General features: G+C 62.8%; 28 protein-coding genes and 1 tRNA gene. 16 read left to right on the top strand and 13 right to left on the bottom strand.

Going from position 1 to position 26,542, the window contains the following annotated elements:
• Positions 1-153 precede the first annotated feature (153 nt).
• The 7 genes from kdpA to NKJ32_RS11340 all read right to left on the bottom strand — a co-directional run bounded on the left by kdpA (position 154) and on the right by NKJ32_RS11340 (position 5,534).
• A complete protein-coding gene (kdpA, locus tag NKJ32_RS11370; protein WP_352827579.1) occupies positions 154-1,857 on the bottom strand; it encodes a potassium-transporting ATPase subunit KdpA in 1,704 nt (567 codons plus the stop codon).
• A 25-nt stretch (positions 1,858-1,882) separates the two neighbouring features.
• Positions 1,883-1,972 (bottom strand): K(+)-transporting ATPase subunit F, encoded by a 90-nt coding sequence (locus NKJ32_RS11365; RefSeq protein ID WP_023675300.1) that lies wholly within the window; start codon positions 1,970-1,972, stop codon positions 1,883-1,885.
• 334 nt (positions 1,973-2,306) lie between these two features.
• Positions 2,307-3,788 (bottom strand): hypothetical protein, encoded by a 1,482-nt coding sequence (locus NKJ32_RS11360; RefSeq protein WP_352568202.1) that lies wholly within the window; start codon positions 3,786-3,788, stop codon positions 2,307-2,309.
• 113 nt (positions 3,789-3,901) lie between these two features.
• Positions 3,902-4,084: a hypothetical protein gene (locus NKJ32_RS11355; RefSeq protein WP_352568201.1), complete on the bottom strand. Its 183-nt coding sequence runs from the start codon at positions 4,082-4,084 to the stop codon at positions 3,902-3,904.
• Positions 4,084-4,272 (bottom strand): DUF3606 domain-containing protein, encoded by a 189-nt coding sequence (locus NKJ32_RS11350; RefSeq protein ID WP_023675302.1) that lies wholly within the window; start codon positions 4,270-4,272, stop codon positions 4,084-4,086. The genes NKJ32_RS11355 and NKJ32_RS11350 overlap by 1 nt, the downstream gene beginning before the upstream one ends.
• Positions 4,273-4,503: 231 nt before the next feature.
• The gene (locus tag NKJ32_RS11345; RefSeq protein WP_023675303.1) at positions 4,504-4,734 is read right to left on the bottom strand and encodes a hypothetical protein; all 231 of its coding nucleotides are present in this window, start codon (positions 4,732-4,734) and stop codon (positions 4,504-4,506) included.
• 374 nt (positions 4,735-5,108) lie between these two features.
• Entirely contained in the window at positions 5,109-5,534 is a 426-nt protein-coding gene (locus NKJ32_RS11340; RefSeq protein WP_352568200.1) for a DUF3597 domain-containing protein, read from the bottom strand.
• Between the two features lie 321 nt (positions 5,535-5,855).
• Here NKJ32_RS11340 and NKJ32_RS11335 point away from each other — a divergent pair, with 321 nt between their 5' ends.
• The 4 genes from NKJ32_RS11335 to NKJ32_RS11320 all read left to right on the top strand — a co-directional run bounded on the left by NKJ32_RS11335 (position 5,856) and on the right by NKJ32_RS11320 (position 8,408).
• Positions 5,856-6,281: a cupin domain-containing protein gene (locus NKJ32_RS11335; protein ID WP_352755064.1), complete on the top strand. Its 426-nt coding sequence runs from the start codon at positions 5,856-5,858 to the stop codon at positions 6,279-6,281.
• 120 nt (positions 6,282-6,401) lie between these two features.
• Complete coding sequence (locus NKJ32_RS11330) at positions 6,402-7,001, top strand: YdeI/OmpD-associated family protein (protein WP_352568198.1); 600 nt, start codon at positions 6,402-6,404, stop codon at positions 6,999-7,001.
• 461 nt (positions 7,002-7,462) lie between these two features.
• The gene (locus NKJ32_RS11325) at positions 7,463-7,735 is read left to right on the top strand and encodes a hypothetical protein (RefSeq protein WP_031211351.1); all 273 of its coding nucleotides are present in this window, start codon (positions 7,463-7,465) and stop codon (positions 7,733-7,735) included.
• 265 nt (positions 7,736-8,000) lie between these two features.
• Positions 8,001-8,408 carry a hypothetical protein gene (locus tag NKJ32_RS11320; protein WP_023675307.1) on the top strand — a complete coding sequence of 136 codons (408 nt, stop codon included), beginning with the start codon at positions 8,001-8,003 and terminating at the stop codon, positions 8,406-8,408.
• A 215-nt stretch (positions 8,409-8,623) separates the two neighbouring features.
• Here NKJ32_RS11320 and NKJ32_RS11315 read toward each other — a convergent pair.
• Positions 8,624-8,713, bottom strand: a tRNA-Ser gene (locus NKJ32_RS11315).
• Between the two features lie 427 nt (positions 8,714-9,140).
• Here NKJ32_RS11315 and NKJ32_RS11310 point away from each other — a divergent pair.
• The 3 genes from NKJ32_RS11310 to NKJ32_RS11300 all read left to right on the top strand — a co-directional run bounded on the left by NKJ32_RS11310 (position 9,141) and on the right by NKJ32_RS11300 (position 11,398).
• On the top strand, positions 9,141-9,464 hold the full coding sequence (locus tag NKJ32_RS11310; RefSeq protein ID WP_352620300.1) for a hypothetical protein: 324 nt from the start codon (positions 9,141-9,143) through the stop codon (positions 9,462-9,464).
• A 66-nt stretch (positions 9,465-9,530) separates the two neighbouring features.
• On the top strand, positions 9,531-10,193 hold the full coding sequence (gene msrA, locus NKJ32_RS11305; protein ID WP_352568194.1) for a peptide-methionine (S)-S-oxide reductase MsrA: 663 nt from the start codon (positions 9,531-9,533) through the stop codon (positions 10,191-10,193).
• Positions 10,194-10,408: 215 nt separating this feature from the next.
• Entirely contained in the window at positions 10,409-11,398 is a 990-nt protein-coding gene (locus NKJ32_RS11300) for a BMP family lipoprotein (RefSeq protein WP_023675310.1), read from the top strand.
• Between the two features lie 85 nt (positions 11,399-11,483).
• Here NKJ32_RS11300 and NKJ32_RS11295 read toward each other — a convergent pair whose 3' ends face one another.
• Positions 11,484-11,693: a SlyX family protein gene (locus NKJ32_RS11295; RefSeq protein WP_031194007.1), complete on the bottom strand. Its 210-nt coding sequence runs from the start codon at positions 11,691-11,693 to the stop codon at positions 11,484-11,486.
• Positions 11,694-11,875: 182 nt separating this feature from the next.
• Here NKJ32_RS11295 and NKJ32_RS11290 point away from each other — a divergent pair, with 182 nt between their 5' ends.
• The 6 genes from NKJ32_RS11290 to deoA are packed head-to-tail and all read left to right on the top strand — an operon-like array spanning position 11,876 to position 18,050.
• Positions 11,876-13,408, top strand: coding sequence for an ABC transporter ATP-binding protein (locus NKJ32_RS11290; RefSeq protein WP_352454009.1), 1,533 nt, complete (start codon positions 11,876-11,878; stop codon positions 13,406-13,408).
• The gene (locus NKJ32_RS11285) at positions 13,405-14,544 is read left to right on the top strand and encodes an ABC transporter permease (RefSeq protein ID WP_352576208.1); all 1,140 of its coding nucleotides are present in this window, start codon (positions 13,405-13,407) and stop codon (positions 14,542-14,544) included. Before NKJ32_RS11290 ends, NKJ32_RS11285 begins: the two co-directional genes overlap by 4 nt.
• Position 14,545: 1 nt before the next feature.
• Complete coding sequence (locus tag NKJ32_RS11280; RefSeq protein WP_352576206.1) at positions 14,546-15,517, top strand: ABC transporter permease; 972 nt, start codon at positions 14,546-14,548, stop codon at positions 15,515-15,517.
• Positions 15,518-15,523: 6 nt separating this feature from the next.
• On the top strand, positions 15,524-15,916 hold the full coding sequence (cdd, locus tag NKJ32_RS11275; RefSeq protein ID WP_023675315.1) for a cytidine deaminase: 393 nt from the start codon (positions 15,524-15,526) through the stop codon (positions 15,914-15,916).
• Positions 15,913-16,731, top strand: a complete 819-nt coding sequence (locus NKJ32_RS11270) for a purine-nucleoside phosphorylase (RefSeq protein WP_352448279.1) — start codon at positions 15,913-15,915, stop codon at positions 16,729-16,731. Before cdd ends, NKJ32_RS11270 begins: the two co-directional genes overlap by 4 nt.
• Entirely contained in the window at positions 16,731-18,050 is a 1,320-nt protein-coding gene (deoA, locus tag NKJ32_RS11265) for a thymidine phosphorylase (RefSeq protein ID WP_352755060.1), read from the top strand. Before NKJ32_RS11270 ends, deoA begins: the two co-directional genes overlap by 1 nt.
• A 109-nt stretch (positions 18,051-18,159) precedes the next feature.
• Here deoA and NKJ32_RS11260 read toward each other — a convergent pair whose 3' ends face one another.
• From NKJ32_RS11260 to NKJ32_RS11250, 3 genes are all read right to left on the bottom strand, one after another.
• Positions 18,160-18,720: a TIGR02281 family clan AA aspartic protease gene (locus NKJ32_RS11260; protein WP_352568187.1), complete on the bottom strand. Its 561-nt coding sequence runs from the start codon at positions 18,718-18,720 to the stop codon at positions 18,160-18,162.
• A gap of 100 nt (positions 18,721-18,820) precedes the next feature.
• Positions 18,821-19,450: a uracil phosphoribosyltransferase gene (gene upp / locus NKJ32_RS11255; protein ID WP_023675320.1), complete on the bottom strand. Its 630-nt coding sequence runs from the start codon at positions 19,448-19,450 to the stop codon at positions 18,821-18,823.
• Positions 19,451-19,585: 135 nt separating this feature from the next.
• Entirely contained in the window at positions 19,586-20,560 is a 975-nt protein-coding gene (locus NKJ32_RS11250; protein WP_352454014.1) for an adenosine deaminase, read from the bottom strand.
• Between the two features lie 167 nt (positions 20,561-20,727).
• On the opposite strand from NKJ32_RS11250, the gene ubiE reads away from it, so the two are divergent.
• From ubiE to coaBC, 3 genes are all read left to right on the top strand, one after another.
• Positions 20,728-21,504 carry a bifunctional demethylmenaquinone methyltransferase/2-methoxy-6-polyprenyl-1,4-benzoquinol methylase UbiE gene (ubiE, locus tag NKJ32_RS11245; RefSeq protein ID WP_352698522.1) on the top strand — a complete coding sequence of 259 codons (777 nt, stop codon included), beginning with the start codon at positions 20,728-20,730 and terminating at the stop codon, positions 21,502-21,504.
• A gap of 64 nt (positions 21,505-21,568) precedes the next feature.
• The gene (ubiB, locus tag NKJ32_RS11240) at positions 21,569-23,143 is read left to right on the top strand and encodes a 2-polyprenylphenol 6-hydroxylase (RefSeq protein WP_352568185.1); all 1,575 of its coding nucleotides are present in this window, start codon (positions 21,569-21,571) and stop codon (positions 23,141-23,143) included.
• Positions 23,144-23,208: 65 nt separating this feature from the next.
• Complete coding sequence (gene coaBC / locus NKJ32_RS11235; RefSeq protein WP_352755058.1) at positions 23,209-24,666, top strand: bifunctional phosphopantothenoylcysteine decarboxylase/phosphopantothenate--cysteine ligase CoaBC; 1,458 nt, start codon at positions 23,209-23,211, stop codon at positions 24,664-24,666.
• Here the strand turns inward: coaBC and NKJ32_RS11230 are convergent.
• Complete coding sequence (locus NKJ32_RS11230; RefSeq protein ID WP_352755056.1) at positions 24,663-26,120, bottom strand: MFS transporter; 1,458 nt, start codon at positions 26,118-26,120, stop codon at positions 24,663-24,665. The two genes, coaBC and NKJ32_RS11230, sit on opposite strands and share 4 nt — an antisense overlap.
• Positions 26,121-26,542: the final 422 nt, after the last annotated feature.

Here is a 26,542-nt window from a genome sequence, read left to right as displayed (position 1 = left end):
GGCCCGTAAGCCAGCAGCCAGATCATGATCAAGGCTGCCGCAATAGCGAGGAATGTGGACAGCGTCGGGAAAGGAGGGGGTGTTTTCTCCCCCTCCGGCTCGGGGCGATGCCGGACCTTTCGAGGTATGATCTTGAACCAGGGCATGGCCGTTTCAGAATGTCTGACCGTTGATCATCGCCAGGTGCTCGACGATCGGTCCGACCGCCAGGGCCGGGAAGAAGGTCAGGCCGCCGACGATCAGGATGACACCGGCCAGCAGCCCGACGAACAGCGGACCGTCGGTCGGGAAGGTGCCGGCGGAGGCAGGGACGGTCTTCTTCGCAACCAGCGAGCCAGCAATCGCCAACGCCGGAATAATGACCAGGAAGCGGCCCATCAGCATGCCGATGCCGAGCGTTATGTTGTACCAGGGCGTGTTGCCGCTGAGGCCGCCAAAGGCGGAGCCATTGTTCGCCGCGGCCGAGGTGTAGGCATAGAGAACCTCGGAGAAGCCGTGCGGGCCGGCGTTGGCGATGGAAGCAACGCCGGTCGGCAGCATGACCGCGACAGCGGTGAAGATCAGCATTGCAAGCGGCAGGCAGAGCACGGCCAGCATAGCCATCTTGACCTCCTTGGCCTCGATCTTCTTGCCGAGATATTCGGGCGTGCGTCCGACCATCAGCCCGGCGACGAAAACGGCAATGACGATGAACATCAGGATACCGTAGAAGCCGGCGCCGACGCCGCCGACAATGACCTCGCCGAGCTGCATGTTGATGATGGGGATCATGCCGCCGAGTGCGGTGAAGCTGTCATGCATGGCGTTGACCGCGCCGCAGGATGCGGCCGTGGTGATGACGGCAAACAGTGCCGACAGGGCGATGCCGAAGCGGCTCTCCTTGCCCTCCATGTTGCCGCCGTCGACGCCCAGCGCATGGACGAGCGGATTGCCGGCGGTTTCCGCCCAGTAGCAGACGGCAACGCCGGCGATGAACAGCACGCCCATAGCCGACAGAATTGCCCAGCCCTGGCGCTGGTTGCCTACCATGCGGCCGAAGACATTGGTCAACGCCGCGCCGAGGGCGAAGATCGTCACCATCTGGATCAGGTTGGAGATTGCATCGGGATTTTCGAAGGGATGCGCTGCATTGGCGTTGAAGAAACCGCCGCCATTGGTGCCGAGCATCTTGATGGCAACCTGGGAAGCGACCGGCCCGACCGCGATAGTCTGTTGCGCGCCTTCGAGCGTCGTCGCGTTGACGTAGGCAGCGAGCGTCTGCGGCATGCCGAGATAGACATAGACCAGAGTCAACACGGTGCAAAAGGGCAAAAGCAGGTAGAGCGTGCCGCGGGTCATATCGACCCAGAAATTGCCGATCGATTTGCCTGAGGCCCTGGCAAAGCCGCGGATCAATGCGACCGCAATGGCGACGCCAGTCGCCGCCGACAGAAAATTCTGCACGGTCAAGCCGGCCATCTGCACGAGATAGGACATCGTGCTTTCGCCGCCGTAGTTCTGCCAGTTGGTGTTGGTCATGAAGCTGGCGGCGGTGTTGAAGGCCAGCCCAGGTTCGACGGCGGTCATGCCGGCCGGATTGTAGGGCAGGCCGCCTTGCAGCCGTTGCAGCGAATAGAGCACCGGGAAGCCGGCCAGGTTAAAGAACAGCAGGGCCGCGGCGTAGGAAGTCCAGTGCTGCTCCTCGCGCTCGCTGGTCCCTGATATGCGGTAGAGCCCGCGCTCGAGCGGGGCCAGAATTGACGACAGGAATGTGCGCTCGCCGCTGAAAACGCGATGCATGTAGCCGCCGAGCGGCTTGGCCAGCAGAACGACGATCCCGCAATAGACGAGGATCTGCAGCCATCCGTTGATTGTCATGGGGTTGGCTCCTTGCCAGCGGAGATCAGAAGCGTTCCGGGCGAACGAGGGCGTATGTCAGGTAGGCGAGAAGAAACAAGGTCACGGCGCCGCCGAGGATATAGTCGAAAAGCATGTTACGATCCCCTAAACTTACAGCTTGTCGCAAGCTTTGATGTAGCCGAAGCATAGAGCAAAGAACGCGATTCCAATCGCGACAACAACTATGTCCACCGCGCATTTTCCTTATGTTGTATTTGTTTGTTTACTTTAACAAACTATCCAAACTCGTCGCCGCATCATGTCGGCGGCTGGATACATCGCTCCGGCGAATATGGATCAAAGTGCCATAAAGGTTCGAGACGGGACGCGGAGCAAAGAAATCAAAATCCCATAAGGATTTCGCCGCCTCGGCGCTGGCCACAGCTTCAGGGGGGAAAGTGCGCGCCGGCGCGCGAAGCTGCCGGAGCTCAGTTCGCGCGGGTGTAGATCACCGCGTAGTAGTCCGCATAGGCCCGCTTCCAGCCCAGTTCGTCGAAGAACGGAATGCGGCTGTCGTCGGCGGTCAACAATGCCCAGCCTATCGTATATTTGTCGAGTTGGGCTTTCAGGATCGGCTTGCCCCGGCTGTGCCCCGTCTGCTCATCCGTTTCCGTAAAGCCATTCAGGAAGAGCTGATCCGCCCGGCCGTCGATAAACGTCCTGATGCCATGGAAAATCAGCGTGCCGCCGAAATCGTAGGAGTTCAGCAGATTGCCCGACAGATTATGGGTTTGGGCAAAGGCCAGTGCGTCCCTCGCCGAGGTCTTCTGGCTCGGCGCGACCGGATAGGTCGTGAAGGCGGCAGCCGCCAAAACCAGCAAAACGGCAAGTCCAGCACAAATCCTGGAAAATTGTCGTGCGAAAAATTGTTCAAGTCCGTCACGCTTTTCCGCCGCCCATTTCTCGGCTGAAAGCGCTGGATATTGTTGCGCGACCTCGACGGCAAGGACCACCGGCACGAGAAGAAAGAACAGGTACATGAACCGTATGTGGGTGAGATAGACGTGCAACGTGAAGACAAGGAACAGCGCCTTGGCCCAGCCAATGCGCAATCTCGACACGAGCAGCCCGAAAAACGCCACCAGCAGGGCCACCTCCTGGGGGGTGTGCCGCGAGGCGTCGAAGGGTTGCCACTCCGCAATGTAAGGCACCGCCTCATTGCCATAGGCCACGGTGAATGTGGCGAGTATGGCCTTGACGCCATAGGGATTGAGCAGGCTGACCAGCGGGCAAAGCAGCCCGAAAACGATCCACTTGGCCAGCAGCCGGGGGTTCGACAAGCGTGTGCGCATGACGAGATCGAGGCCGGCGAAGGCGGCGATGACGAAACCGAAGGTGAAGGTGGCATGGAGATTGGCCCACAGGCATAGCAGCGCCAGCAGCCATAAGGGCGGTGCTTTCTCGTTGCGTGCGGCCTGGAAAAGACCGGCGGTCCAGACGACGATGATGGGCAAGGTAAAGATGTGCGGCCGGGCGACATAGATTGGCCCGATCAAGAGCGCGAGAACCAGCGTCAGTCCTATCGCCAGCGTCGGCTTCAACCACGCGCCGAGATACCACGACGTCAAGAAGACCGTCAGCGCGATTACTGCAGTCGCCAGCAGCACCACGCCGTTCCAGCCGCCGGCTTCAAAGGCAATTGCAAGGAGAACCTGGCTAAGCCATTCCTTGGCGATCCATGGCTGGCCGGCAAAAGTGTAGGAATAGATGTCGACGGTAGGGAATGTGCGGCTTGCCAGCATATCCATGCCGACCTTGATGTGCCACCAGCTATCAGGATCCTGCAGGAGGGAGGTGGCAAAGGCGAGGAGCGCCGCCGCCATCACGACCGCCGCCAGCAGGCAAAACACCAGCCTCACACGCCGTATGTCGTCTATCGATGGCCTCGCCTCACCAGATATCCCGCGCATATGGCATCCCTGAGCCGCGATAGCGGAAGGGATAGGCCGAATTTGTTAGAAAACCGATAAGCTGCAGGATTGCGGCCACAACCCTGTGCCGCGCGTCCAATCGGCTCGGCGGCTTAGCCCTCGGCCTTGAAGTTCTTGGCTTCCTTCTCGACCTTCGGGTTGTCCTTGCCGTGCTTGCGCATCAGATCCTTCGCCTGCTTCGGCGAAACGTCGGTGGTTTCGGCCAGACGCAGAGCCTCCTTTTCGTCCGCATCGCGCGTCTTGCGGTCGGCCATTGTGGTTTTCTTGTCAGCCATTACGACGCTCTTATGCTTTCGGCGATTTCGTTCAGCACCTTGCGGTCGGTGCCGTGGCGCTTGATCAGCGTGCGTGCCTGATCCGGGGTGATGCCCGCTTCCTCGGCGAAGTGACGTACCTCGTAGTCTTCGCCGCCCGCCATTCGTGAGCGGTCGCGACTGTCGGTCTTGGTTTTGTCGTCGGCCATGGCAGCTCTCCTCATCTCGACGAGAGCATAACGGGCAAGATTTCAGCGAGTTCCTTCGAGCGTGTCGCCCAATTACCGCCTTCGGGCATGACCCGGCATGCGCGGCGGTTTGCTCAAAGCAGGGGCTTGGCGTCAGGCCGGCCTTCGCGCACAAATAGGCTGGCCTCTTTGGCGGCGCTGCCAACCGCCCGCCACTGCTCCTGGGCGCAGCCTGGTATTCGTTCCGGATTGCTAATGGGAGCGATGGTCGAACACGACGCCCATGGTCCTACCAACGGCCGTCATGACGATAAGCTCGACCAGATCGTCGTCACTGTTGCCGCAGGCCGGGGCCGTCCTGCGAACGATGTCCAGCATCGCCCTCGTCGATATGGTGTCGCCGGCACCGAACCGTGAAAGCGCAGATGAAACAAGCTCTTGGGCCGTCAAGTCGGCGACGGTCACCCTCTGCACCACGTTCATTGGCTTCCTCCCACCATGAACCCTCTCCCGGGAGAATGATACGCCGAACGTCGCGTTTCGCCAGCAAAATGGTGGTCCTACCAGCGCGTGGGCAGCGACCGAAATCGTCGGTTTTGCGGGAGGCAATCCGGGCGCGAGGCGGCAGCGCTTTTGTGCCATGCGACTTCGCCATAGACCCAATCCCGGCGGCCGGGATCGGTCTCAATTTTATTTACTGGCAGTCTAATGCTTGGCAGTGTGGTCTGCTCGGTTGCGGCCGAAGCCGGCGCAGCAAGAACCACGGTGCGGGCAGAACCGGTCTGTCTTTTTTGTTTGACGCAATTCCGGACGGAAAGCCGTTCACACGTTTTCCTGGAATTGCTTGTCTTGTGACTCTAGGCGGCCAGGTCGCTCGGAAGCTTGCCGCCATTTTCGGCCAGCTTTTTCATCAGTGCGTCGTGCAGCCACAGATTCATCGTTACAGTGTCGTTCATATCGCCGGTGTAGTTCAGCTCGTGGGCAAGCTCCTTGCGGGCGCCGAGGCTGCTGTCGATATTCAGAGCCTTCATCAGGTCGACGATCGAATTCTTCCAGTTGAGTTTCTGCCCCTTCACGGCCACCGCCTTGTCGAGAATGGCAGCGATGTCCGGGGCAGAGGACGGCGCGGCCGGAGCCGGGGTTGCAGCCGGGGCGGATCGGGTAGGCGCCGTCGGCTGGGTGGCCGTGCTCGAAGCAGGCGCGGGAGACGGTTGCGCCGGCGGCGCTTCGGCCGCAACCGCGTTTCCGAAAATCGCACCTTTGATACTGTCGAAAATGCCCATTGCTATCTCCTGTGTTGGCTCGACGGTGTGTTGCCTTGACGGTCGGTGGGGCGACCGTTGCCGAATGCCGCATTGAGCGCCCTGGTTGTACCAGACCACGAACGCAACGCAGGGGCAACTCAAAACTGACTAAAAGGTAAAGGCTTGGTTGCATTGGGGGATCGGCTCAGTGATCCGGCCCGAGAGTAGAATAGATTGGATCGCGGCCCGACAAATCGTCACGCGCAATGGACGAGGGAACGGTCAGCAGCCAGTTTTGCTGACGCAGACCAGAAAAATCATCTAGATTCGTGTTCGCAATTCGCTGAGAGGAACGAAGCCATGACAGCAGTCGTCGCATCCGACAGGCTCGAACGTTCGCTGGTTTGGGCAGAGGACGATCCGTCGGTCAAATGGGCTGGCGCTTTCGCGGTTTACGGCGGGCACGGCACCACCCAGTCCTCGGTCATTGTCTACGAGATCGAGCCCGGCAAGCGGCTTGGTTGGCACACCGACGCCACCGAAGAGACGCAATACATCATCGCCGGCACCGGCGAGCTGTACATCGAGGGCGGCAGCACCCACCCGGTCGGGCCCGGCAGCGTCCTGGTACTTCCGACGCCGGTCCGGCACGACCTCGTCAACACCGGCACCGAACCCCTGCGCGCCGTCGCTTTCTTTGCGGCGGCGATGTTCACGCAGACATTCGACGATGTCATGCTGCCGCCGAAATCCCATGTCCTCGGCACGCCCAATCGTGCGGGCTGAATGCGTGCCGGCGAGAATCACTAGGCCTGCGGATTGCGGACTCGGAGCTGATATGAGCGCGCGCGCGGCCGGCAAGCGGTTTGGCGTCGTTACGCGCTCGCGTCATGGGCGGACCGGCTGATGGCGCCCGTCAAGGTCGATCCCGCCAAGGTGCGCGAGTTCAGGGATGCCGAAAGCTTCCATGCCTGGCTTGGCGAGCATCACGACAGCGAGGACGAAGTCTGGATCAAGATCCATAAGCTCGATTCGGGACTGCCGTCGATCACGCCGAAGCAAGCCATCGACGTGGCGTTGTGCTGGGGCTGGATCGATGCGGTGCGCAAGGCCTTGGACGGCAAAAGCTACCTGCAGCGCTACACCCCGCGCGGCAGGAAGAGCACCTGGAGCCAGATCAATGTCGACAATGTCGCCCGGCTGATCGAGGAGGGCCGGATGATCGAGCACGGGCTGAAGCAGGTCGAGGCAGCCAAGGCCGATGGCCGCTGGGCGCGCGCTTACAAGAGCGGCAAGGAGATGAAGATCCCCGACGACCTCCAGGCGGCAATAGACGCCGAGCCCAGGGCGAAAGAGATGCTGGCAAAGCTCAGCGGGCAAAACCGCTTCGCGCTAGCCTTCCGCACCCACAACATGAAAACCGAAGCCGGACGCAAGAAGAAGATCGCGGCGTTCGTGGAGATGCTGAAGCGCGGCGAGACCATCTATCCGCAGGGCAGAAAGTGACATCTGACGAGGCGTGCCGGCGCTGCGTCTTGTACTTGTCCCTACCGGCGAGCCCCGAACGCGGCCGGATCGCTGCTCAAGCCCACCTTCGATCCTGGCGATGTCGCAGACGATTGTTTTCGGCGAGCGTCGCCTGCCATTTCGACACCATCTCTCATTCGTTTAATCGATGCAGGAAAAAGTCTCGTCCTCACAGTCGGCATAGTATATTAGCAGGCGCTGTTATGAGGTTTTTGCCCGTTCAGGAGCCGACTGGCACGTGGGCCGTGTTTGATGCGACCGTGGACGTGCCTGCGGATTTCGCTGGCAGTTGCCTTATCGGCTTGCCGCGGGAGCGGGCGGAGTGGCTCGCAGCAAGAGCCAATCGAGATGCTGCAAAAGGCACTTCGATTTGCCGGTTGTCAGCTGCCGGACCGGCACAAGCCGCGGTTCTTAGACTTAGACCGATAGGAGAGATTTCGATGATGCAAGAAAGGGTAATGGCGGCTGCGTTGGCAGCCAGGAATCAGGAAGCGGATATTCGTGGTGTCTTCGACATCACCAACAAAACCGATGCGCCAATTGGCCCCCGCCGATTGGGCGAGGCTATCCACTTTGTCGCCAATGCACCTATCGTTGGCTATGATGTTCACGCCGCCGTCATCAGATATGGCCCACTCGGAACCCCCAGCCTCAGAGCAACAGATTGCGCACAGCTGTGGGAGAAGTTCGGCGAGGCCTTGCTGCAACACTGACGGGCAGACCTTTGGCGCGTATGGTACCACCATCGTGCAGGACACTTTCCTGGCGAGAACGACATGAAGCCTGCCCGGTAATGTTGCAATTAAATTAGCGTGAGTGCATATTTTTTGCTGGCTGGACTCGCAACCGGCCAGGCCCGGCGGCCGGCCGCCAACGGGCTGTCTGGCCGGCGACAAATGGCTCCGCAGGCTCGACGGTCCCTTGGCAAGATCGCCGGAACCACAGCATGATGCGGCAAAACGGGTTTGGGAGAATGACATGCCGAAGGTTTCGGAACTCTTTTTCAAGACAGCCATCATCTTTCTTATTCTGGGAATTGCAGCTGGCCTGCAGATGGCAATTTCAGGCGATCACGGCGCGTTTCCGGCTCACGCGCACATCAACCTGCTGGGCTGGGTCACCAGTGCAATATTCGGCGGCTATTATGCGCTGAACCCGGCGAAGGCTGCCCGCAGGAGCGCGATGATCCACTATGGCGTCTACAATCTCGGCCTGGTCGTGATGCTGCCGGCGCTTTACCTGATGCTGCAGGGAAATCCGGCGCTCGAGCCGATCGTGGCCACCGGCTCAATGATCGTCGCTGTCGCCGTGCTGATCTTTGCCTTCGTGGTTTTCTCCGCCGAAACAGAGCGCTCGGTCTCGGGAATACAAGCGGTCCCGCGCTAGACGGGGCGGCGCCGGTGCCGAGTCGACCAAGCCCGTGCTTCTGGTGAAGCGCGGGCCGATTGGTTGTAGGCTGATCTGAGGTAAGGGTGCGGCGAAGATGAAAGCCGCTCAGTAGCCTTCGCGCGCCCCTCTGCCTGCCTGCCTCAAGATACTGCATCGCAGCGGCAGTCGCCGTCCAGTGTCCCTTCAGACTCGGCGAGCCGGTGAGATTTAACTGGCGGAGAGAGCGGGATTCGAACCCGCGTTACGGTTTCCCGTAAACACACTTTCCAGGCGTGCGCCTTCAACCACTCGGCCACCTCTCCGTCCTTTTAGCATTTTCGACGCGGCCGGTTTCGCCGCGCGGGTTGGGGAGATGCATCTCCTTTGGGATTCCGGCCGGAATTCCGGCCGTGGGCGCCGTCAACCAGCGGATACCCTTTCCCCGCACCCGAGCCGTCAAAGCAACAGGCGCGGGGCTCATCTAGTCGATCCGGTGCCGAATGCCAAGACATAACGGCAGTCTATTCGCTTTGCCGGATAGGGATGCTCAGCCCATGTTATCGGAGCACCCGTTGGGAGCCTATCGAAACGATCGGCGGAGGTGTGCTTGCCGTCCGGCGCGCCACCGGTTCCGGCGAACCGGCGGTCGCGGGTTCAACTTCACGTGTCGCGATTGCGGATAAAGCGCGCAGGTCCTATTTAACAGTCCGACACGACATTCTGATAAACTCCTGGGGAGGAAGGGTCCGGATGTTCCGCTTCGTCTTTCGTTTCGCTGCAATGGTCGCGCTTTCGGTTTCGGTCATCATGGCCGTGCTCGATGCGACCCGCTCGGTGGCGGCTTCGGCGCTGGTGATGACCCCGCTCAACACCAGCTGGCTCGCTGTTTCGCCGGATACGCGCAGCGCCTTCGAAAGCTTCGTCCGCGATAAGATCAACCCGCTGCTGTGGGACGGTGCCATCGCCTGGGTGCTCAGTCAGCCCGGCTTTGCCGTGTTCGCGGTGCTGGCGTTCATTCTTTATGCCATCGGTTACAGGCGGCAGCGCCCCAGCGGGCGGTTCGCCGCAACCTGACATTTCCAGCCTGACCCGGTGTTCCCGTACCAGGAAGGCTCAACCAAAAAGAAAAGGAAGCCACACATGTTTCTCAGCGACATGCTGAACAAGAAGCTCAACCTGCCGAAACCCTCCGAGGCGTTGCCCGGCCGCGACCGGCCGATCCCGACGGCATCGAAGCACTTTGTCTCGAACAGGCCGCTCAAGGGTCCTTATCCCGAAGGGATGGAAACGGCGATGTTCGGGCTGGGCTGCTTCTGGGGCGCCGAGCGCCTGTTCTGGCAAGTCGAGGGCGTCTGGGTCACGGCGGCCGGCTATGCCGGCGGCGTCACGCCCAACCCGACCTATCAGGAAACCTGCACGGGGCTCACCGGCCATGCCGAAGTCGTGCTCGTCGTCTACGACCCCAAGATCGTGTCCTATGCCGAGCTCTTGAAGCTGTTCTGGGAAAGCCACGACCCGACGCAAGGCATGCGCCAGGGCAATGATGTCGGCACCACCTACCGCTCGGCGATCTATACGTTCAACGACGCGCAGTACCAGGCGGCGCTCGCCTCGCGCGATGCCTACGAGGGTTCGTTGCGCGGCGCCGGACGCGGCAAGATCACCACGGAGATCGCGCCGGCGCCGGAATTCTACTTCGCCGAGGAAGACCACCAGCAATATCTGGCGAAGAACCCCTACGGCTATTGCGGCCTGCAGGGAACCGGCGTCTCCTGCGCCATTCCGGCCGCCGTCTCCGCCTGATTTTATGCCCCTGACGCAAGGAATATGCTGTGGCGCCGCGATGCGGCGCCATGCTTTTCCAAAGGGTCAAAATTCCACGTGAATTTTGTTTCGGGCCGTGCCAGATTGACCCGAAGCGGGAGGAAGACACTCCTGCCCGACGCCGTATGCCTGCCGGAGAACCGGGCCGGAATGCGGTGCATAATGGACAAATAACTGACAGGGGTGTGGATCACATGAAACGTATCGTTCTCGGCCTTATGGCCGCAGCTGCAATGGTTCTTCCGGCCTTCGCCGCGGACATTCAACCCGCGATCCTCTATGATCTCGGCGGCAAGTTCGACAAATCGTTCAACGAGGCGTCGTTCAACGGCGCTGAAAAGTTCAAGACCGAGACCGGCATCCCCTATGTGGAATTCGAGGTCAGCAACGCCACCCAGCGCGAGCAGGCGCTACGCCGTTTCGCCGAGGACGGTCGCAACCCCATCGTCATGGCGGGCTTCTCGTGGGCTGACGCGCTTGACAAGATCGCCACCGAGTTCCCCGACACCAAATTCGCCATCATCGACATGGTCGTCGACAAGCCCAATGTCCGCTCGCTGGTCTATAAGGAGCAGGAAGGCTCCTACCTCGTCGGCGTGATGGCGGCGATGGCTTCCAAGACCAAGAAGGTCGGCTTCGTCGGCGGCATGGACATTCCGCTGATCCGCAGGTTCGGCTGCGGCTATGTCGGCGGCGCAAAGGCGGCCGGCGCCACCGACGTCATCCAGAACATGACCGGCGATACGCCGGCAGCCTGGAACGATCCGGCCAAGGGCGGCGAGATCGCCAAGACGCAGATCGACCAGGGCGCCGACGTGGTCTACGCGGCGGCAGGCGGCACCGGTGTCGGCGTGCTGCAGGCAGCGGCCGACGCCGGCAAGCTCGGCATCGGCGTCGATTCCAACCAGAACGGCCTGCAGCCCGGCAAGGTGCTGACCTCCATGGTCAAGCGCGTCGACGTTGCCGTCTACAACACCTTCATGGATGCCAAGGACGGCAAATTCACGGCCGGCGTTAACGATCTCGGCCTCAAGGAAGGCGGCGTCGACTACGCCATGGACGACAACAACAAGGCGCTTGTCGACGATGCAATGAAGGCGGCGGTCGAAAAAGCCAAGGCCGACATCATCGCCGGCACCATCAAGGTGCACGACTACATGTCGGACAATGCCTGCCCGTATTGATCGATTGCCGTTATTGATCGACTGGTACTGCTGAACTGACGAGCCGCCGGGTGAAAGCCCGGCGGTTTTGTCTTGTCGGCCCGCCTCACCAGTGCGGCGGCTTTGTCACCGGCACGTCGGGTGCGGCCTGTTCCTCCAGCGCCAGGAAGCGCTCGGCCAGCGCGTCGAGCTTGCGCTGCATGCGCTCGATCACCTTCCACTGCTCGGCGATCTGGCCGGACAGTTCCTCGATGGTCTTCTCCTGCTCGGCGGCGCGGATTTCCAGCGTCGTCAGCCGGTCGTCGGGCATGGTCATGTGAAATCCTCGATCAGGCGATTGTGCAGGGGTGCGGCCACGTTGGAAATTGACAAGCATGGCGGGATTTGTCGAGAGTGAACCCTGCTCCGGCCAATTGGTACGGACCCAATTGGCACAGACTGGGCGTCATGCTAGGCGTTTGACCAAGCGGTAAAAAAATAACAGTGGGAACAGGCTGCATGGCGCAAGCCGCAATCGAGCTGATCGGCATCGACAAGAGCTTTGGCGCCGTGCGCGCCAACCGCGACATCAATCTGGAGATTATGCGCGGCACTATCCATGGCATAGTCGGCGAAAACGGCGCCGGCAAGTCGACGCTGATGTCGATCCTCTATGGTTTCTACCAGGCCGATTCCGGCGAAATCCGTGTCGGTGGGCAGCCGGCATCGATCAAGACACCGAACGATGCGATCGCGCTCGGCATCGGCATGGTGCATCAGCATTTCATGCTGGTCGACAATTTCTCGGTGCTGGAAAACGTCATTCTCGGCGCCGAAAGCGATGCGCTGCTGAAGAAGAGCATCGCCAAGGCGCGTTCCGAGCTGGAGCGGCTCGAGCGCGAATACGGGCTCGAAGTCGATCCGGACGCCATCATCGAGGAGTTGCCGGTCGGCCTGCAGCAACGCGTCGAAATCCTCAAGGCGCTCTATCGCGGCGCCGAGATCCTGATCCTCGACGAGCCGACAGGCGTGCTGACGCCGGCCGAGGCCGACCACCTGTTCCGCATCCTCAGGCAGCTGAAGGAGCAGGGCAAGACGATCGTGCTGATCACCCATAAGCTGCGCGAGATCATGGCGATCACCGACACCGTCTCGGTGATGCGCCAGGGCACGATGGTGGCGACCAGGGAGACCAAGAAGACCACGGTCGAGGAACTGGCCGAGCTGATGGTCGGCCGGCGCGTGCTGCTGCGCGTCGAGAAGGGCGAGGCGAAGGCCGGCGGCGTCAAGCTCGCGATCAAGAACCTGACGGTGAAGGATTCCCGCGGCGTCACCATGGTCGACGACGTCTCTTTCGATGTCCATGCCGGCGAGATCGTCGGCATTGCCGGCGTCGCCGGCAACGGGCAGTCCGAATTGCTCGAGGCGATTTCCGGCATCAGGCATGCCGTTTCGGGCTCGGTCATGCTCGACGGCAAGCCGATCGACCTCACCGGCGCCGCCGACCCTGGCGAGCTGCGCGAGCGCGGCCTTGCCCATGTGCCGGAGGACCGCCATCATGTCGGGCTGGTGCTGGCCTTCGAGGAGAACGAGAATTCGATCCTCGGCTACCAGGACGACGAGCGCTATCTGAAGGGGCCGTTCCTTGACATTGACGCCATCCGTAACGATGCCCGGGACAAGATCGTCAAATATGATATCCGCCCGACGGACTGCCGCCTCAAGACCGCCAATTTCTCCGGCGGCAACCAGCAGAAGATCGTGCTTGCGCGGGAAATGGAACAAGATCCCGGCGTGTTGATCGTCGGCCAGCCGACGCGCGGCGTCGATGTCGGAGCCATCGAATTCATCCACAAGCGCCTCATCGCCATGCGCGACCAGGGCAAGGCGGTGCTGGTGGTTTCGGTCGAGCTCGACGAGATACGCTCGCTGTCCGACCGCATCCTGGTGATGTTTGCCGGCCGCATCGTCGGCGAACGCGGCCCCGACGCGACCGAGGGCGAGCTCGGCCTGCTGATGGCCGGCGTCGAGCAGCGCGAGGCGGCGGAATGAGCACTCCCTATGCCAAGCTGCCGGCCTGGGCCGACTACGTCCTGATCCCGCTGATCAACCTGTTCGTCGCCTTCGTCGTTGCCGGCTTCGTCGTCATATTGGTTGGCGAGAACCCACTGCGCGCAGCCGTCGTCCTGGTCGAGGGTGCCTTCGGCCGCGGCCAAGGCATCGCGTTCACGCTTTTCTATGCCACCACCTTCATCTTCAGCGGGCTTTCGGTGGCGGTTGCGGCGCATTGCGGCCTGTTCAACATCGGTGGCGAGGGCCAGGGCTATATCGCCGGTCTCGGCATTGGCATTGTTTGCCTGGCCTTCGACAGCGTGCTGCCTTGGTGGCTGACCTTCCCGATCGCCATTATCGCCGCCGCGGCGATGGGCGCGCTGTGGGCGCTGATCCCGGCCTATCTGCAGGCCAAGCGCGGCTCGCACATCGTCATCACCACCATCATGTTCAATTTCATCGCCGCCAGCGTCATGGTCCGTGCGCTGGTCGGGTACTTGAAGCCCCCCGCCTCGATGGCACCGCAGACGCGCACCTTTCTCGAAGGCGCGCAACTGCCGAAGCTCAACTGGGTCATCGAGTTGTTCGGCGCCAAAATCCGTTCGGCGCCATTCAACGTCAGTTCCCTGCTGGCGCTAGCCATGGCCTTCCTGGTGTGGGTGCTGATCTGGCGCACCAAGCTCGGCTACGAGATGCGCACCTATGGCCACAGCCCGAAAGCGGCGCGCTATGCCGGCATTTCGGAGATCCGCATCATCATTATCGCGATGATGATCTCGGGCGCGCTAGCCGGCATGATGGCGCTCAACCCGACGATGGGCGACCAGCACAATGTCGCACTCGAATTCGTTTCGGGCGCCGGTTTCGTCGGCATCGCGGTGGCGCTGATGGGCCGCCTGCATCCGGTCGGCATCGTCATGGCGGCAATATTGTTCGGCATGCTCTACCAGGGCGGCGCCGAACTCGCCTTCGAGATGCCGGCGATCAGCCGCGACATGATCGTCATCATCCAGGGCCTGGTCATCCTGTTCGCCGGTGCGCTCGAGCATATGTTCCGGCCCTATGTCCAGGCGCTGTTCGCCTCGCTCAGCCCGAGATCGGTCGGCATGGAAGCGGTCAAGGGGAAGGGCGCCTGAGATGGATTTCTTCAACGCCATCGTGCAGGTCCTGGACTCGACCATCCGCCTGTCGGTGCCCTTGCTGCTCGCCTGCCTCGCCGGCCTCTATTCGGAGCGCGCCGGCGTCTTCGACATCGGGCTCGAGGGCAAGATGCTGGTCGGCGCCTTCGCCGGTGCGGCCGCCGCCTCGGTCTTCCACTCGGCCTATCTCGGCCTCGGCATGGCCATCCTCATTTCGGTTGCCTTCGCGCTGATCCACGGCTTTGCCTCGATCACCCATCGCGGCAACCAGATCGTCTCGGGTGTCGCGATCAATTTCATTGCCGCCGGATCGACGATCATGCTCGGCCAAGCCTGGTTCCAGCAAGGCGGGCGCACGCCGGCGCTGGCCGCCGGCGAGCGGTTCGAGGCAATCACCTGGCCGGGCGCGGAGGCGTTCAGGAGCGTGCCGATCCTCGGGCCGATCTATTCGGAACTCATCTCCGGCCATTCCGTGCTGGTCTATCTCGCCTTCCTGGCCGTGCCGTTCACCTGGTGGGTGCTGTTTCGCACCCGCTTCGGCTTGCGCCTGCGCGCCGTCGGCGAGAACCCCGCCGCCGTCGACACCGCCGGCATATCAGTCGCCTGGCTGCGCTACCGGGCGCTGATCTGCACCGGCGTGCTCACCGGCATTGCCGGCGCCTATCTGTCGATGGTGCAGAATGGCGGCTTCGTGAAGGACATGACCGCCGGCAAGGGCTACATCGCGCTGGCCGCGCTGATCTTCGCCAAATGGAAACCGGTCAACGCCATGTTCGCCTGCCTGCTGTTCGGCTTCCTCGACGCGGCGTCGATCCGCCTGCAAGGCACGCCACTGCCAATGATCGGCAAGGTGCCGGTGCAATTCATGCAGGCGCTGCCCTATGTGCTGACCGTCATCCTGCTTGCCGGCTTCATCGGCAAGGCAATCCCGCCGCGCGCCGGCGGCGTGCCGTATGTCAAGGAACGCTGATCTATCATGGCTCATGATCTGTTCGAAGCGGCGAAAGCCGCCATGGCCAAGGCCTATGCGCCCTATTCGAAATTTCCGGTCGGCGCGGCGTTGCGCACCGAGGACGGCCGTGTCTTCACCGGCGCCAATGTCGAGATCGCGTCCTATCCGGAGGGCTGGTGCGCCGAAACCACCGCGCTCGGCCACTACGTCATGGGCGGCGGCGGCAAGATCACGGAAATCGCCGTGATCGCCGAACGCGTGGCAAAATGCTCGCCCTGCGGCGGCTGCCGGCAGCGGCTGGCGGAATTCTGCCGGCCGGAGACGAAATTCTATCTCTGCGATGATAGCGGCGTGGTTGAGACCGTGACCATGGGCGAGTTGCTGCCATACGGGTTTGAAGGCGATGTGCTGAAATGAAGGAAGCGCTCGATCACCTCGTCGAAAGGCTGGACGGGCTGGCGCCGACCACCGCCTTGGTGCTGGGGTCAGGGCTTGGCGGGCTTGTCGACCAGGTCGAGGATGCGGTGCGCATCTCCTACGCCGACTTGCCGGGGTTTCCCCGAAGCGGAGTCAGCGGCCATGCCGGCGAGGTGGTGGCGGGGCTCTTTGCCGGCACGCCGGTGCTGATGCTGTCCGGCCGGGCGCATTATTACGAGCACGGCAACGCCGCGGCGATGCGGCCGGCACTCGAGGTGCTCGCCGGCCTCGGCATCTCCAGGCTGATCCTCACCAACGCCGCCGGTTCGGTCGATCCCGGGATGGGCCCGGGCTCGGTGATGCTGATCACCGATCACATCAATTTCTCGGGCTCCAACCCGCTGATCGGCGAACCGAGCGACCGCCGTTTCGTCGGCCTGACCGAAGCCTACGACGCCGGTCTCCGCTCCGCCATCGAGCAGGCGGCGAAGGCCACCGGTACCACGCTGCACAAGGGCGTCTATATGTGGTTCTCCGGCCCATGCTTCGAGACGCCCGCCGAGATCCGCATGGCGCGCGTCATGGGCGCCAACGCGGTCGGCATGTCGACGGTGCCGGAGGTCATTCTCGCCCGCTTCCTTGGGCTGCGCGTCGCCGCGTGTTCGGTCGTGACCAACCTTGCCGCCGGCATGACCGGAGCCGAGCTGTCGCACCAGGAGACCAAGGACATGGCGCCGGTCGGCGGCGCGCGGCTGGCGACCATTCTGCAGCGTGTTTTTCAGGACGGGCTTCCGGAGCACAGGGTCGACGCCTGATGCTTCCACAGGAAATCATCCGCCGCAAGCGCGATGGCCAGAAGCTCTCGGCTGAGGAGACAGCGTTCTTCATCGAGGGTCTGACCGCCGGCACAGTCACCGACGCGCAGGTCGGCGCCTTTGCCATGGCGGTGTTCTTCAACGGCATGAGCCGCGACGAGGCGGTGGCGCTGACTATGGCGATGCGCGATTCCGGCGATGTGCTCGACTGGTCGGATCTGCCCGGCCCGGTCACCGACAAGCATTCGACGGGCGGCGTCGGCGACAACGTCTCCTTGATGCTGGCGCCGATCGTCGCTGCCTGCGGCGCCTATGTGCCGATGATTTCCGGCAGGGGTCTCGGCCATACCGGCGGCACGCTGGACAAGATGGATGCCATCCCCGGCTATATCAGCCAGCCGGATGTTGCGCGCTTCCGCAAGACCGTGCTCGAAACCGGCTGCGCCATCATCGGCCAGACCGCCGACCTGGCACCCGCCGACGCCAGGCTCTACGCGATCCGCGATGTGACGGGAACGGTGGAATCGGTGCCGCTGATCACCGCCTCGATCCTGTCGAAGAAGCTGGCGGCCGGCCTTGGTTCGCTGGTGCTCGATGTCAAGGTCGGCAACGGCGCCTTCATGGAGAAATCGCGCGACGCAACCGCACTGGCCAACAGCCTGGTCGACGTCGCCAATGGCGCCGGCCTTAAGGCCTCGGCGCTGGTCACCGGCATGAACGAGCCGCTGGCGTCCGCCGCCGGCAATGCGGTCGAGGTGCGCAACGCCGTCGATTTTCTCACCGGCCGCTTTCGCGACCGGCGGCTGGAGGACGTGACACTGGCGCTGGCCGCCGAGATGCTACAATCGGCAGGCCTGGTATCGTCCAACCAGGACGGCCTGCGCCGCGCCGCCGAAACGCTGGCCGGCGGCCGCGCCGCTTCCATCTTCGCGCGCATGGTGGCGGCACTGGGTGGTCCCGTCGACTTTGTCGACAATCCGGAAAAATATTTGCCGAAAGCGGCAACGGAATTCGCGGTCAAGGCGAGCGCGAATGGCTTTGTCACCGGCATCGCGACCCGCGAGATCGGGCTTGCCGTGGTCGGGCTTGGCGGCGGGCGGACGCGGCCCGACGACAGGATCGATCACGCCGTCGGCATCACCAGGCTGTTGCCGGTCGGCGCTGAAGTGCGGGCCGGCGAAGCGCTGGCGCTGGTCCATGCCCGCAATATCGGGGATGCCGAAGCGGCCGCGGCCGCCGTGCTTTCGGCCTATACCATCGGCACTTCCAAACCGGCCACGGAGAAAACCGTCATCCGGCGGATCCTGCCGCGCGGGTAGAGCCATTCCGATGGTATCGGATGGGCTCTATCTTTCTTTGGACCACGATCTTGTCCGAAAACCGGTCCCCACTTTTCGCTGGCGCGGACCTGCGGTTCGGGATCACGTTTTACTGAACCAGCAGCAGCTTGCCGTCTTCGACCTGGTATTTTTCGAGTCGCTGCAGAAAGCTCATGCCGATCAGGTTGGTGTGCAGCGCCCTGTCGTCGAGCACGACGGCCTCGACGCCCTCGACGGTGATCTTGCCGATCTGCAGGCGATCAATCGTCACCACGGCGGCCTTGATCGCACCATTGGCGGTGTTGACCTGATGGCTGAAGTCCGTCGAATTGAGCGAGATGCCGATCCTGCGCGCAGTCGAGGTGTTGATGGCGACGAGCGTGGCACCGGTATCGATCATGCCGTCGATCTGGCGGCCGTTCAACTTGAAGACCGACATGAAATGCCCGCGCGAGTCCGCGGTGACCACGACCTTGCGGCCGAGCGGCTGCGGCGTTGTGGGCCTGTCCGGGACGGCGGCGAGATTCAGGTCGGTTTGTGTGTCGGCCGGCCTGGCTCCGATGGCGGATTTCAACAGCCGCTCGATTACCTGTGAATTGGACTGATAGACGATCGGCAGCGATGCCGACGTTCCGGCAAACACGCCAAGGATGAGGAGCTTGCGCAGCATGGACCGGCCTTTGTGGTTGCCGATCCTTAGTCCGACATGGTGATTGCCGCTTTAACGAGTGCGGAAACCAGCCGTTTGCGTAAACAATCGGTAAACGGATCTATTTGGTGCCGTACATGCGGTCGCCGGCATCGCCGAGACCCGGCATGATATAGCCCTTTTCGTTGAGCTGGCGGTCGATGGAAGCGGTGAAGACCGGAACATCGGGATGCGCCTGGGTAAACCGCTCGAGGCCCTCTGGTGCCGCCAGCAGGCAGAGGAAGCGGATGTTGGTGGCACCGCGGCCTTTCAGCTTGTCGATCGCCGCGATCGCCGAATTGGCGGTCGCCAGCATCGGGTCGACGACGATCACCAGCCGGTCGGCGAGGTCGCCCGGCGCCTTGAAGAAATACTCGACCGCTTCCAGCGTCTCATGGTCGCGATAGAGGCCGATATGGGCGACACGCGCCGCCGGCACCAGATCGAGCAGGCCTTCGAGCAAGCCGTTGCCGGCGCGCAGCACCGAGGCGAAGACCAGTTTCTTGCCCTCCAGCGTCGGCGCCTCCATCGTCTCGATCGGCGTCTCGATGGTCGTCGTCGTCAGTTCCAGGTTGCGGGTGACCTCGTAGCCGAGCAGCAGCGAGATCTCGCGCAGCAGCCGCCGGAAGCCGGCCGTCGAGGTTTCCTTCTTGCGCATGATGGTCAGCTTGTGCTGGACAAGCGGATGGTCGACGACGGTGACGCCCTTCATGGTGTTCTCCAACTGCGCAAATGAATGGTGAATGGTGAATAGTGAATAGTGAACTGGTTTGCGAGTCCTTGGTTGCGCGGAAAAACTCGCGGTTGACGAACCGAAGCGCCGGGTGAACCATTCACCATTCACCATTCACCTGCCCTTGGCGCCGAGCCTGCCCAGCAGCACCGCCCTGGTCTTCCTGTCGACGAAGGCTGCCTCGATGGCCGTCCTGGTGACGGCGGTGAGCGCCTTGTCGTCCATCGCAAAATGCTCGGCAGCGATGTCGTATTCGCGTTTCAGCGAGGTCCAGAAATAGGGTGGGTCATCGGAGTTGAGCGTCACCTTGCAGCCCGCTGCCCGCAAGGCGGGGAAGGGATGGTCGGCGAAGCTGTCGAAGATTTTCAGGGCGATGTTGGAGCCAGGGCAGCATTCGAGCACGACGCCTTCGTCGGCGATGCGCCGCACAAGCTCGGGGTTCTCGATGGCGCGCACGCCATGGCCGATGCGAGACGGGCGGATGTGGTCGAGTGCCGCCTCGACGCTCTCCCAGCCCATCAATTCGCCGGCATGGACGGTGATGCCGAGGCCGGCCTCGCGGGCGATCTCGAAGGCCCTGACATAATCTTCCAGGTCGCCTATCCGCTCGTCGCCGGCGACGCCGAAACCGGTGACCAGCGGATGCCCGCAGCGCGCGGCGAAACGCGCCGCTCGCTCGATCGATTCGACACCGAAATTGCGCACGCCGGTGACGATCATGCGGCCTTCGATGCCGGTCTTCGCCTTGGCGCGGGCCATGCCTTCGCCGAGCGCGTCGGTATAGGCCTTCGGCGACAGCCCGGCCTTGCTGGCATGGTCGGGCGAGGTGAAAACCTCGGAATAGATGGCGCCGTCGCGGGCGAGGCTGGTCAGGTAATGATCGGCCAGCCGCGCATAGTCTTCTTCGGTGCGGAACAGGTCCGACGAGAAGTCGTAGGCGGCGAGGAAAGAGGTGAAGTCGTGCCAGACGAAGGAGCCGTCCTGGATGTAGGGCGAGGCATCCTTGCCGTATTTCTCAGCCTGGCGGAGGACGAGTTCAGGCGCCGCTGCCCCTTCGATGTGGCAGTGCAGTTCTGCTTTCAAAGGCATTCAATTATCCCGTCAGGCTTTTTCTTATGACGCAAGTTCCTGTCGGAAAACCGTGTGACACTTTTCCGGAACCTGCTTCGAAGCGCGGCCGAACACCGCGCCTTAAACAATAGCGCCCGCACCATCGATCGGCTATGGTCCCGCCGATTTTATGGCGGATCAAAACGATGTCGGTTGAAAGAACCACTGCTGCGGGCGGCATGGAAACCTCCTATGGTTTCAAGCGGGTAGGGCCAGGCGACAAGCAGTCCCTGGTCAATGATGTTTTCCACAAGGTGGCGAACCGCTACGACCTGATGAACGACCTGATGTCGGCCGGCTTGCATCGGTTGTGGAAGGACGCCATGGTCGCCTGGCTCAATCCACCGAAGCGGCCGGGCTGGAGCGTTCTCGACGTTGCCGGCGGCACCGGCGACGTCGCCTTCCGCATCGTCGAGGCGAGCGGCAGGCACTCTCATGCAACGGTTCTCGATATCAACGGCTCGATGCTCGCCGTCGGCCGCGACCGGGCCGAGAAAAAAGGCCTGTCGGCAAATACCGATTTCGTCGAAGCCAATGCCGAGGAACTGCCTTTTGCCGACGCTACTTTCGACGCCTACACCATCGCTTTCGGCATCCGCAACGTGCCGCGCATCGATGTGGCGCTTGCCGAAGCCTATCGCGTGCTGAAGCCTGGCGGGCGCTTTCTCTGCCTTGAATTCTCCGAGGTCGAGATGCCGCTGCTCGACAAGGTCTATGAAGCATGGTCGTTCAACGCCATTCCGCGGATCGGCAAGGTGGTGACCGGCGATGACGAGCCCTATTCCTATCTGGTCGAATCGATCCGCAAGTTTCCCAATCAGCAGAATTTCGCGGCGATGATTTCGCGCGCAGGCTTCGAGCGCGCCTCATTCCGCAATTATTCCGGCGGCATCGCCGCGCTTCATTCGGGCTGGAAGCTTTGAGGCTGGCCCGCATTTTCCGACGTGCCTTGCGCCAGTTCAGGAAACCGGCAGGGCAAAGCCAGCCATGAGCAGCATCGGCGCTGGTTTCAGGCTCGTACGGGCCGGCTGGGTGCTGGTCCGCGAGGGTGTCATCGCGGCTTTGCCCGGTGACGAGCTCTTCGGCTTGCCGAAATTCGGCTGGCGCATGGCCCGGCTGTTCACCCGCCGTCGCGCGCTTGCCTATGAGCGCGGCGACAGGCTGGCCAAGGCGGTCGTGCGGCTCGGCCCGTCCTACGTCAAGCTCGGCCAGTTCCTGGCGACACGGCCGGATGTCGTCGGAAACGATATCGCGCTTGATCTCGCCATGCTGCAGGACAAGATGGAGACGTTTGCGAAGGCCGAGGCCGTTGCAGCGATAGAAGCCTCGCTCGGACGCAAGATCGAGGAGCTCTATGTCAGTTTCGGCGAGGCCGTCGCCGCCGCCTCGATCGCCCAGGTTCATACCGCCGAAGCCCTGCAGGACGGCGTCATTACCCGGGTAGCAGTAAAGGTCATCCGGCCGGGCGTGCGCCGCCGCTTCTTTCGCGATCTCGAGAGCTATTTCCTCGCCGCCCGGCTGCAGGAAAAATACATCCCGTCGTCGCGCCGGCTGCGGCCGGTCGAGGTGACCGAGACACTGGCCCAGACGACCAAAATCGAAATGGATTTGAGGCTGGAGGCGGCGGCTTTTTCGGAGCTCGGCGAGAATACCAAGGACGATCCCGGCTTCCGTGTGCCGTCGGTCGACTGGGAGCGCACCGGTCGTGACGTGCTGACCATGGAATGGGTCGACGGCATCAAGATGAACGATGTTGCCGGCCTTGCCGCCGCCGGCCACGACCTGAAGGCGATTGCCGCCAACCTCGTTCAGTCGTTTCTGCGCCATACGCTGCGTGACGGTTTCTTCCACGCCGACATGCACCCGGGCAACCTGTTTATAGAGGCCGACGGCACCATCGTCGCCGTCGATCTCGGCATTGCCGGCCGGCTCGGCAGGAAGGAGCGCCGGTTCCTCGCCGAAATCCTCTACGGCTTCATCACGCGCGATTACCAGCGCGTCGCCGAAGTTCATTTCGAGGCCGGCTACGTGCCGCGCCAGCACAATGTCGCGGCTTTCGCCCAGGCGATCCGGGCGATCGGCGAACCGATCCACGGCCAGCCGGCCGAGACCATCTCGATGGCCAAGCTGTTGACGCTGCTGTTCGAGGTGACCGACCTCTTCGACATGGCGACGCGGTCCGAGCTGGTGCTGCTGCAGAAGACCATGGTCGTTGTCGAAGGCGTCGCCCGCACCCTCGACCCGGCCTTCAACATGTGGAAGACGTCGGAGCCGGTGGTGAGCGGCTGGATTGCCCGCAATCTCGGCCCGCGCGCCCTGCTGGCCGATGCGCGCGACGGTGCCAACGCGCTGCTGGCGCTGGCCCGTCAGGCGCCGGACCTCGCAGCCCGTACCGAGCGGCTGTCGCGCGAAATCGACTTGATGGCCGAAAACGGCCTGCGCTTCGACGAGGGGACGGCGGACGCGATCGGCAAAGCCGAGGCGCGCCACACCCGCTCCGGCCGGCTGGCGCTGTGGGTGATCGCGCTGACGCTGGTGTATATCGCCTGGCGTATATTCTAGCGCTTGTTGCAAAGTGATTGCATTGCTATCATTGCACTCAGCAATTCCGGGCAAGGTGCAATCAGATGGCCAGCATCACGATCCGCAACCTTGATGACGAGGTCAAGGACCTGCTGCGCCGACTGGCGGCGGAGAATGGCCGGTCGATGGAAGACCAAGCGCGGGTGATGATCCGCGCAGCGGTCGAAGGTCAGTTCGGTTCGGCCGGTCGCATCGACCAGATCGAGAAAACACTGCGCGAACTGACGAGTTCGCAGAGTCCGGCAACGTCGGTGGTCGCCGTCTCCAGCCCGCGAGGCATCCTCTCCGGCAAGCGCATCCTGCTGATCATCGGCGGCGGCATCGCCGCCTACAAGGCGCTCGACCTGATCCGCCGGCTGCGCGAGCGCGGTGCGGCAGTGCGGGTGGTGATGACCGCGGCGGCGCAGGAGTTCGTCACTACGCTGTCGGCCGGGGCGCTGTCCGCCGACCATGTTTTCACCGAACTGTTCGATCGGCAGGACGAGCACGACATCGGCCATATCAGGCTGTCGCGCGAGGCCGACCTTTTGGTCGTGGCGCCGGCCACCGCCGACCTGATGGCAAAGCTCGCCAACGGCCACGCCAACGACCTTGCCTCGACGGTGCTCATCGCCACCGACAAGGAGGTTTTGATGGCGCCGGCGATGAACCCGAAAATGTGGGCGCATCCGGCGGTCCGCCGCAACCGCGCGATGCTGGGCAAGGACGGCGTCGCATTCGTCGGCCCGGCGAAAGGCGAGATGGCCGAAAGCAACGAGGTGGGCGAGGGCCGCATGGCCGAGCCGCTGAAGATCGTCACCGCGATCGAGGCGCTGCTCGACAGCCGGCCAAAGCCGCTGGCAGGCAGGAGGATCATCGTCACTTCCGGACCGACGCATGAACCGATCGACCCGGTGCGCTACATCGCCAACCGCTCGTCGGGCAAGCAGGGCCACGCCATCGCGGCGGCGCTGGCCAGGCTCGGCGCCGACGTGCGTCTCGTCTCCGGCCCGGTCGGCATTGCCGATCCGGCCGGCGTCGCCACGCTGCACGTCGAAACGGCCGTCGAGATGAAGGACGCGGTCGAGCAGCTGCTGCCGGCCGACGCGGCAGTGTTCGTCGCGGCTGTCGCCGACTGGCGCACACAAAGTTCGGCCGGGGAAAAGATCAAGAAGGTGGCGGGCGAGGGGCCACCGGCGCTGCAGATGGTGGAAAATCCCGATATTCTTGCCGGTGTCGGGCATCACAAAAAGCGGCCGATGCTGGTGGTCGGTTTCGCCGCGGAGACGCAGGATCTGGTCAGGAATGCCGAGGCCAAGCTCGCAAAAAAGGGTGCCGATCTTATCGTCGCCAATGATGTCTCGCATGAAGATGGTTCTCCGGGCGTGATGGGCGGCGACCGCAACAAGGTGCGAATCGTCTCGAAGGCCGGCGTCGAGGAATGGCCGGAGATGAGCAAGGACGAGGTGGCGACGCGGCTCGCGGCACTAATCGCCGACCGGCTGAAGACGGTCGTTGTCTAGTCAATCTCCCCCACGGAGATTGACAGCTTCGCCGGCTTCGTGTCGGTCGCCCCCGAAATCCGCAAGGCGGCGAGGCATCCCAGGATGCCGAGCGGTATGAAGGCGAGGAACAGCCAGGCGGCGACGTTCGCCGCGGCCTCGCGGTTCAGGCCTTCGGAAAAGCCGCTGGCGTTGGCGACGATGCCGGTCAGTGCCGCACCCACGGCATAGCCGATGCGCTGCATGGTCGGCACGGCGGCCGAGGCGATCGTCTGCTCGCCTTCCTTGGCCGATGCCACGATGACACGCGTGACGAACGGCCAGGCTATGCCGAAGCCGCCGCCTTGCAACAAAGCACAAAACAGGATCAGCGGGATCGAGCCGGCCGGCACCGTATAGGCGAAACCGGCGACGCCCGTGGCGACCATCAGCGCCCCGCCGACGATGATCAGCCGCTCGCGCTCCGGTGGCGCATTGGCGACGAGGATCGACAGGATCGACCAGGCGATCGATTCGGCGGCGATGATGTAGCCGGTGGTCAGGATCGGAATGCCGTGCAGGCTGGTCAGAAGCAGTGGTCCGTAGACCGCGAACGAGCAGGTCGCCACCGAAAACGCCGCGACCATGGTCATGCCCGCGCCGACCGACGAGCGCCATGAGAACAGCCGCGACGGGAACAGGCGCGAGCGCGGCTTCAGTGCGTCGATATAGATAAACAGCGCCAGGCCGATCAGGCCGAGGGTGAGCAGCAGCGACGAGCGCAGCAGGGCGATGTCGACGCCGGCAGTGGCAATCAGCACGACGCTGCCGGCGAGGCAGCCAAGTGCCGCAAAGGGGAAGGGCGGCGCCGAGCCGCCCGTCGCCTGCGGCCTCGTTGCTTCAGGCGTATCGAGCACGAGGAAGCTTGCCAGCGCCATGGCCGTGCCTCCCAGGGTGAAGACGCCGAAGGCCCAGCGCCAGGACGAGAATTCGGTCATGACCGCGCCGAGCACTGGCCCGCTGAAGGCGGCGACACCCCAGATCGCCGACATGACGCCGAAAAGCTGCGGCCAGATCGCGCGGGCAAACAGCCGCTCGACCGAGACGAAGGCCAGCGACACCAGCGCGCCGCCACCGAGCCCTTCGATCAGGCGGCCGCAGAGGAACAGCGGCATCGAAGGCGCGGTGGCGCAGACCAGCGCGCCGGCGGCATAGAGCATTGTGGCGACCATCATGTTGGTACGCAGCGCGACATAGCTCACCAGCCGTCCGGCGGCCGCACCGGCAACGATGGCGCCGAGCTCGTAGATCGCCAGCGACCAGCCGACCAGTTGCACGCCGGCAAGTTCGCCGACCATGGCCGGCATGACCGTTGCTACCATGGTTTCGTTGGTGGCGTGCAGCAGAATGCCGAGGCTGATGAAGCAGAAGCGCGCCAGATCGCCGCTCGCCCACAGCGCGCGCCAATCGACCCCGTTTGTGCTTGTTTTGGTCATCCAGTCCCCCGAGCTTCCCTAGACGCTGGTCTAAAATATTGGAGCGCTCTTCGTCTCCAGATGGGCACGCGGCGCTTCGGGGACGGCTTGTAAAACCTCAACCGCAGTTGAGTTCAAGCGGTTTCCGGTGTGCTGAGATGATGATGTAGGCGGGAAGCCAGGGTGATCGTGCATCTCGGCTCCACGATCAACCCGCTCTGCGGCGCAACTGATACTGGTTGACGCCGATTGCGATGTTCACGCCGTTCTACCAATCGATTTAGCAGCACCTCAACCGACGTATATCCCAGATACTGGTTGCCAGCTTCCGCAAATATGGTTAATATATTAGCAAGAAGAAATATTCCCGCTTACAGTCGTACTGGAGCACGACAATGGGCGCTGCCGATTTGCGCAGGCCAAGTATTGCGGCGATTCTGTGC

This window comes from Mesorhizobium sp. M0159, assembly GCF_040322295.1.
In the GTDB taxonomy this organism is placed as follows: domain Bacteria; phylum Pseudomonadota; class Alphaproteobacteria; order Rhizobiales; family Rhizobiaceae; genus Mesorhizobium.
The sequence above is the reverse complement of the archived record's forward strand: the minus strand, read 5'-3'. Positions and strand labels throughout refer to the sequence as shown.

Excerpts from the sequence above, each read along its gene's own strand:
- kdpA (WP_352827579.1), bottom strand. The coding sequence starts at position 1,857 with ATGACAATCAACGGATGGCTGCAGATCCTCGTCTATTGCGGGATCGTC.
- NKJ32_RS11365 (WP_023675300.1), bottom strand. The coding sequence starts at position 1,972 with ATGCTTTTCGACTATATCCTCGGCGGCGCCGTGACCTTGTTTCTTCTC.
- NKJ32_RS11360 (WP_352568202.1), bottom strand. The coding sequence starts at position 3,788 with ATGCGCGGGATATCTGGTGAGGCGAGGCCATCGATAGACGACATACGG.
- NKJ32_RS11355 (WP_352568201.1), bottom strand. The coding sequence starts at position 4,084 with ATGGCTGACAAGAAAACCACAATGGCCGACCGCAAGACGCGCGATGCG.
- NKJ32_RS11350 (WP_023675302.1), bottom strand. The coding sequence starts at position 4,272 with ATGGCCGACGACAAAACCAAGACCGACAGTCGCGACCGCTCACGAATG.
- NKJ32_RS11345 (WP_023675303.1), bottom strand. The coding sequence starts at position 4,734 with ATGAACGTGGTGCAGAGGGTGACCGTCGCCGACTTGACGGCCCAAGAG.
- NKJ32_RS11340 (WP_352568200.1), bottom strand. The coding sequence starts at position 5,534 with ATGGGCATTTTCGACAGTATCAAAGGTGCGATTTTCGGAAACGCGGTT.
- NKJ32_RS11335 (WP_352755064.1), top strand. The coding sequence starts at position 5,856 with ATGACAGCAGTCGTCGCATCCGACAGGCTCGAACGTTCGCTGGTTTGG.
- NKJ32_RS11330 (WP_352568198.1), top strand. The coding sequence starts at position 6,402 with ATGGCGCCCGTCAAGGTCGATCCCGCCAAGGTGCGCGAGTTCAGGGAT.
- NKJ32_RS11325 (WP_031211351.1), top strand. The coding sequence starts at position 7,463 with ATGATGCAAGAAAGGGTAATGGCGGCTGCGTTGGCAGCCAGGAATCAG.
- NKJ32_RS11320 (WP_023675307.1), top strand. The coding sequence starts at position 8,001 with ATGCCGAAGGTTTCGGAACTCTTTTTCAAGACAGCCATCATCTTTCTT.
- NKJ32_RS11310 (WP_352620300.1), top strand. The coding sequence starts at position 9,141 with ATGTTCCGCTTCGTCTTTCGTTTCGCTGCAATGGTCGCGCTTTCGGTT.
- msrA (WP_352568194.1), top strand. The coding sequence starts at position 9,531 with ATGTTTCTCAGCGACATGCTGAACAAGAAGCTCAACCTGCCGAAACCC.
- NKJ32_RS11300 (WP_023675310.1), top strand. The coding sequence starts at position 10,409 with ATGAAACGTATCGTTCTCGGCCTTATGGCCGCAGCTGCAATGGTTCTT.
- NKJ32_RS11295 (WP_031194007.1), bottom strand. The coding sequence starts at position 11,693 with ATGACCATGCCCGACGACCGGCTGACGACGCTGGAAATCCGCGCCGCC.
- NKJ32_RS11290 (WP_352454009.1), top strand. The coding sequence starts at position 11,876 with ATGGCGCAAGCCGCAATCGAGCTGATCGGCATCGACAAGAGCTTTGGC.
- NKJ32_RS11285 (WP_352576208.1), top strand. The coding sequence starts at position 13,405 with ATGAGCACTCCCTATGCCAAGCTGCCGGCCTGGGCCGACTACGTCCTG.
- NKJ32_RS11280 (WP_352576206.1), top strand. The coding sequence starts at position 14,546 with ATGGATTTCTTCAACGCCATCGTGCAGGTCCTGGACTCGACCATCCGC.
- cdd (WP_023675315.1), top strand. The coding sequence starts at position 15,524 with ATGGCTCATGATCTGTTCGAAGCGGCGAAAGCCGCCATGGCCAAGGCC.
- NKJ32_RS11270 (WP_352448279.1), top strand. The coding sequence starts at position 15,913 with ATGAAGGAAGCGCTCGATCACCTCGTCGAAAGGCTGGACGGGCTGGCG.
- deoA (WP_352755060.1), top strand. The coding sequence starts at position 16,731 with ATGCTTCCACAGGAAATCATCCGCCGCAAGCGCGATGGCCAGAAGCTC.
- NKJ32_RS11260 (WP_352568187.1), bottom strand. The coding sequence starts at position 18,720 with ATGCTGCGCAAGCTCCTCATCCTTGGCGTGTTTGCCGGAACGTCGGCA.
- upp (WP_023675320.1), bottom strand. The coding sequence starts at position 19,450 with ATGAAGGGCGTCACCGTCGTCGACCATCCGCTTGTCCAGCACAAGCTG.
- NKJ32_RS11250 (WP_352454014.1), bottom strand. The coding sequence starts at position 20,560 with ATGCCTTTGAAAGCAGAACTGCACTGCCACATCGAAGGGGCAGCGGCG.
- ubiE (WP_352698522.1), top strand. The coding sequence starts at position 20,728 with ATGTCGGTTGAAAGAACCACTGCTGCGGGCGGCATGGAAACCTCCTAT.
- ubiB (WP_352568185.1), top strand. The coding sequence starts at position 21,569 with ATGAGCAGCATCGGCGCTGGTTTCAGGCTCGTACGGGCCGGCTGGGTG.
- coaBC (WP_352755058.1), top strand. The coding sequence starts at position 23,209 with ATGGCCAGCATCACGATCCGCAACCTTGATGACGAGGTCAAGGACCTG.
- NKJ32_RS11230 (WP_352755056.1), bottom strand. The coding sequence starts at position 26,120 with ATGACCAAAACAAGCACAAACGGGGTCGATTGGCGCGCGCTGTGGGCG.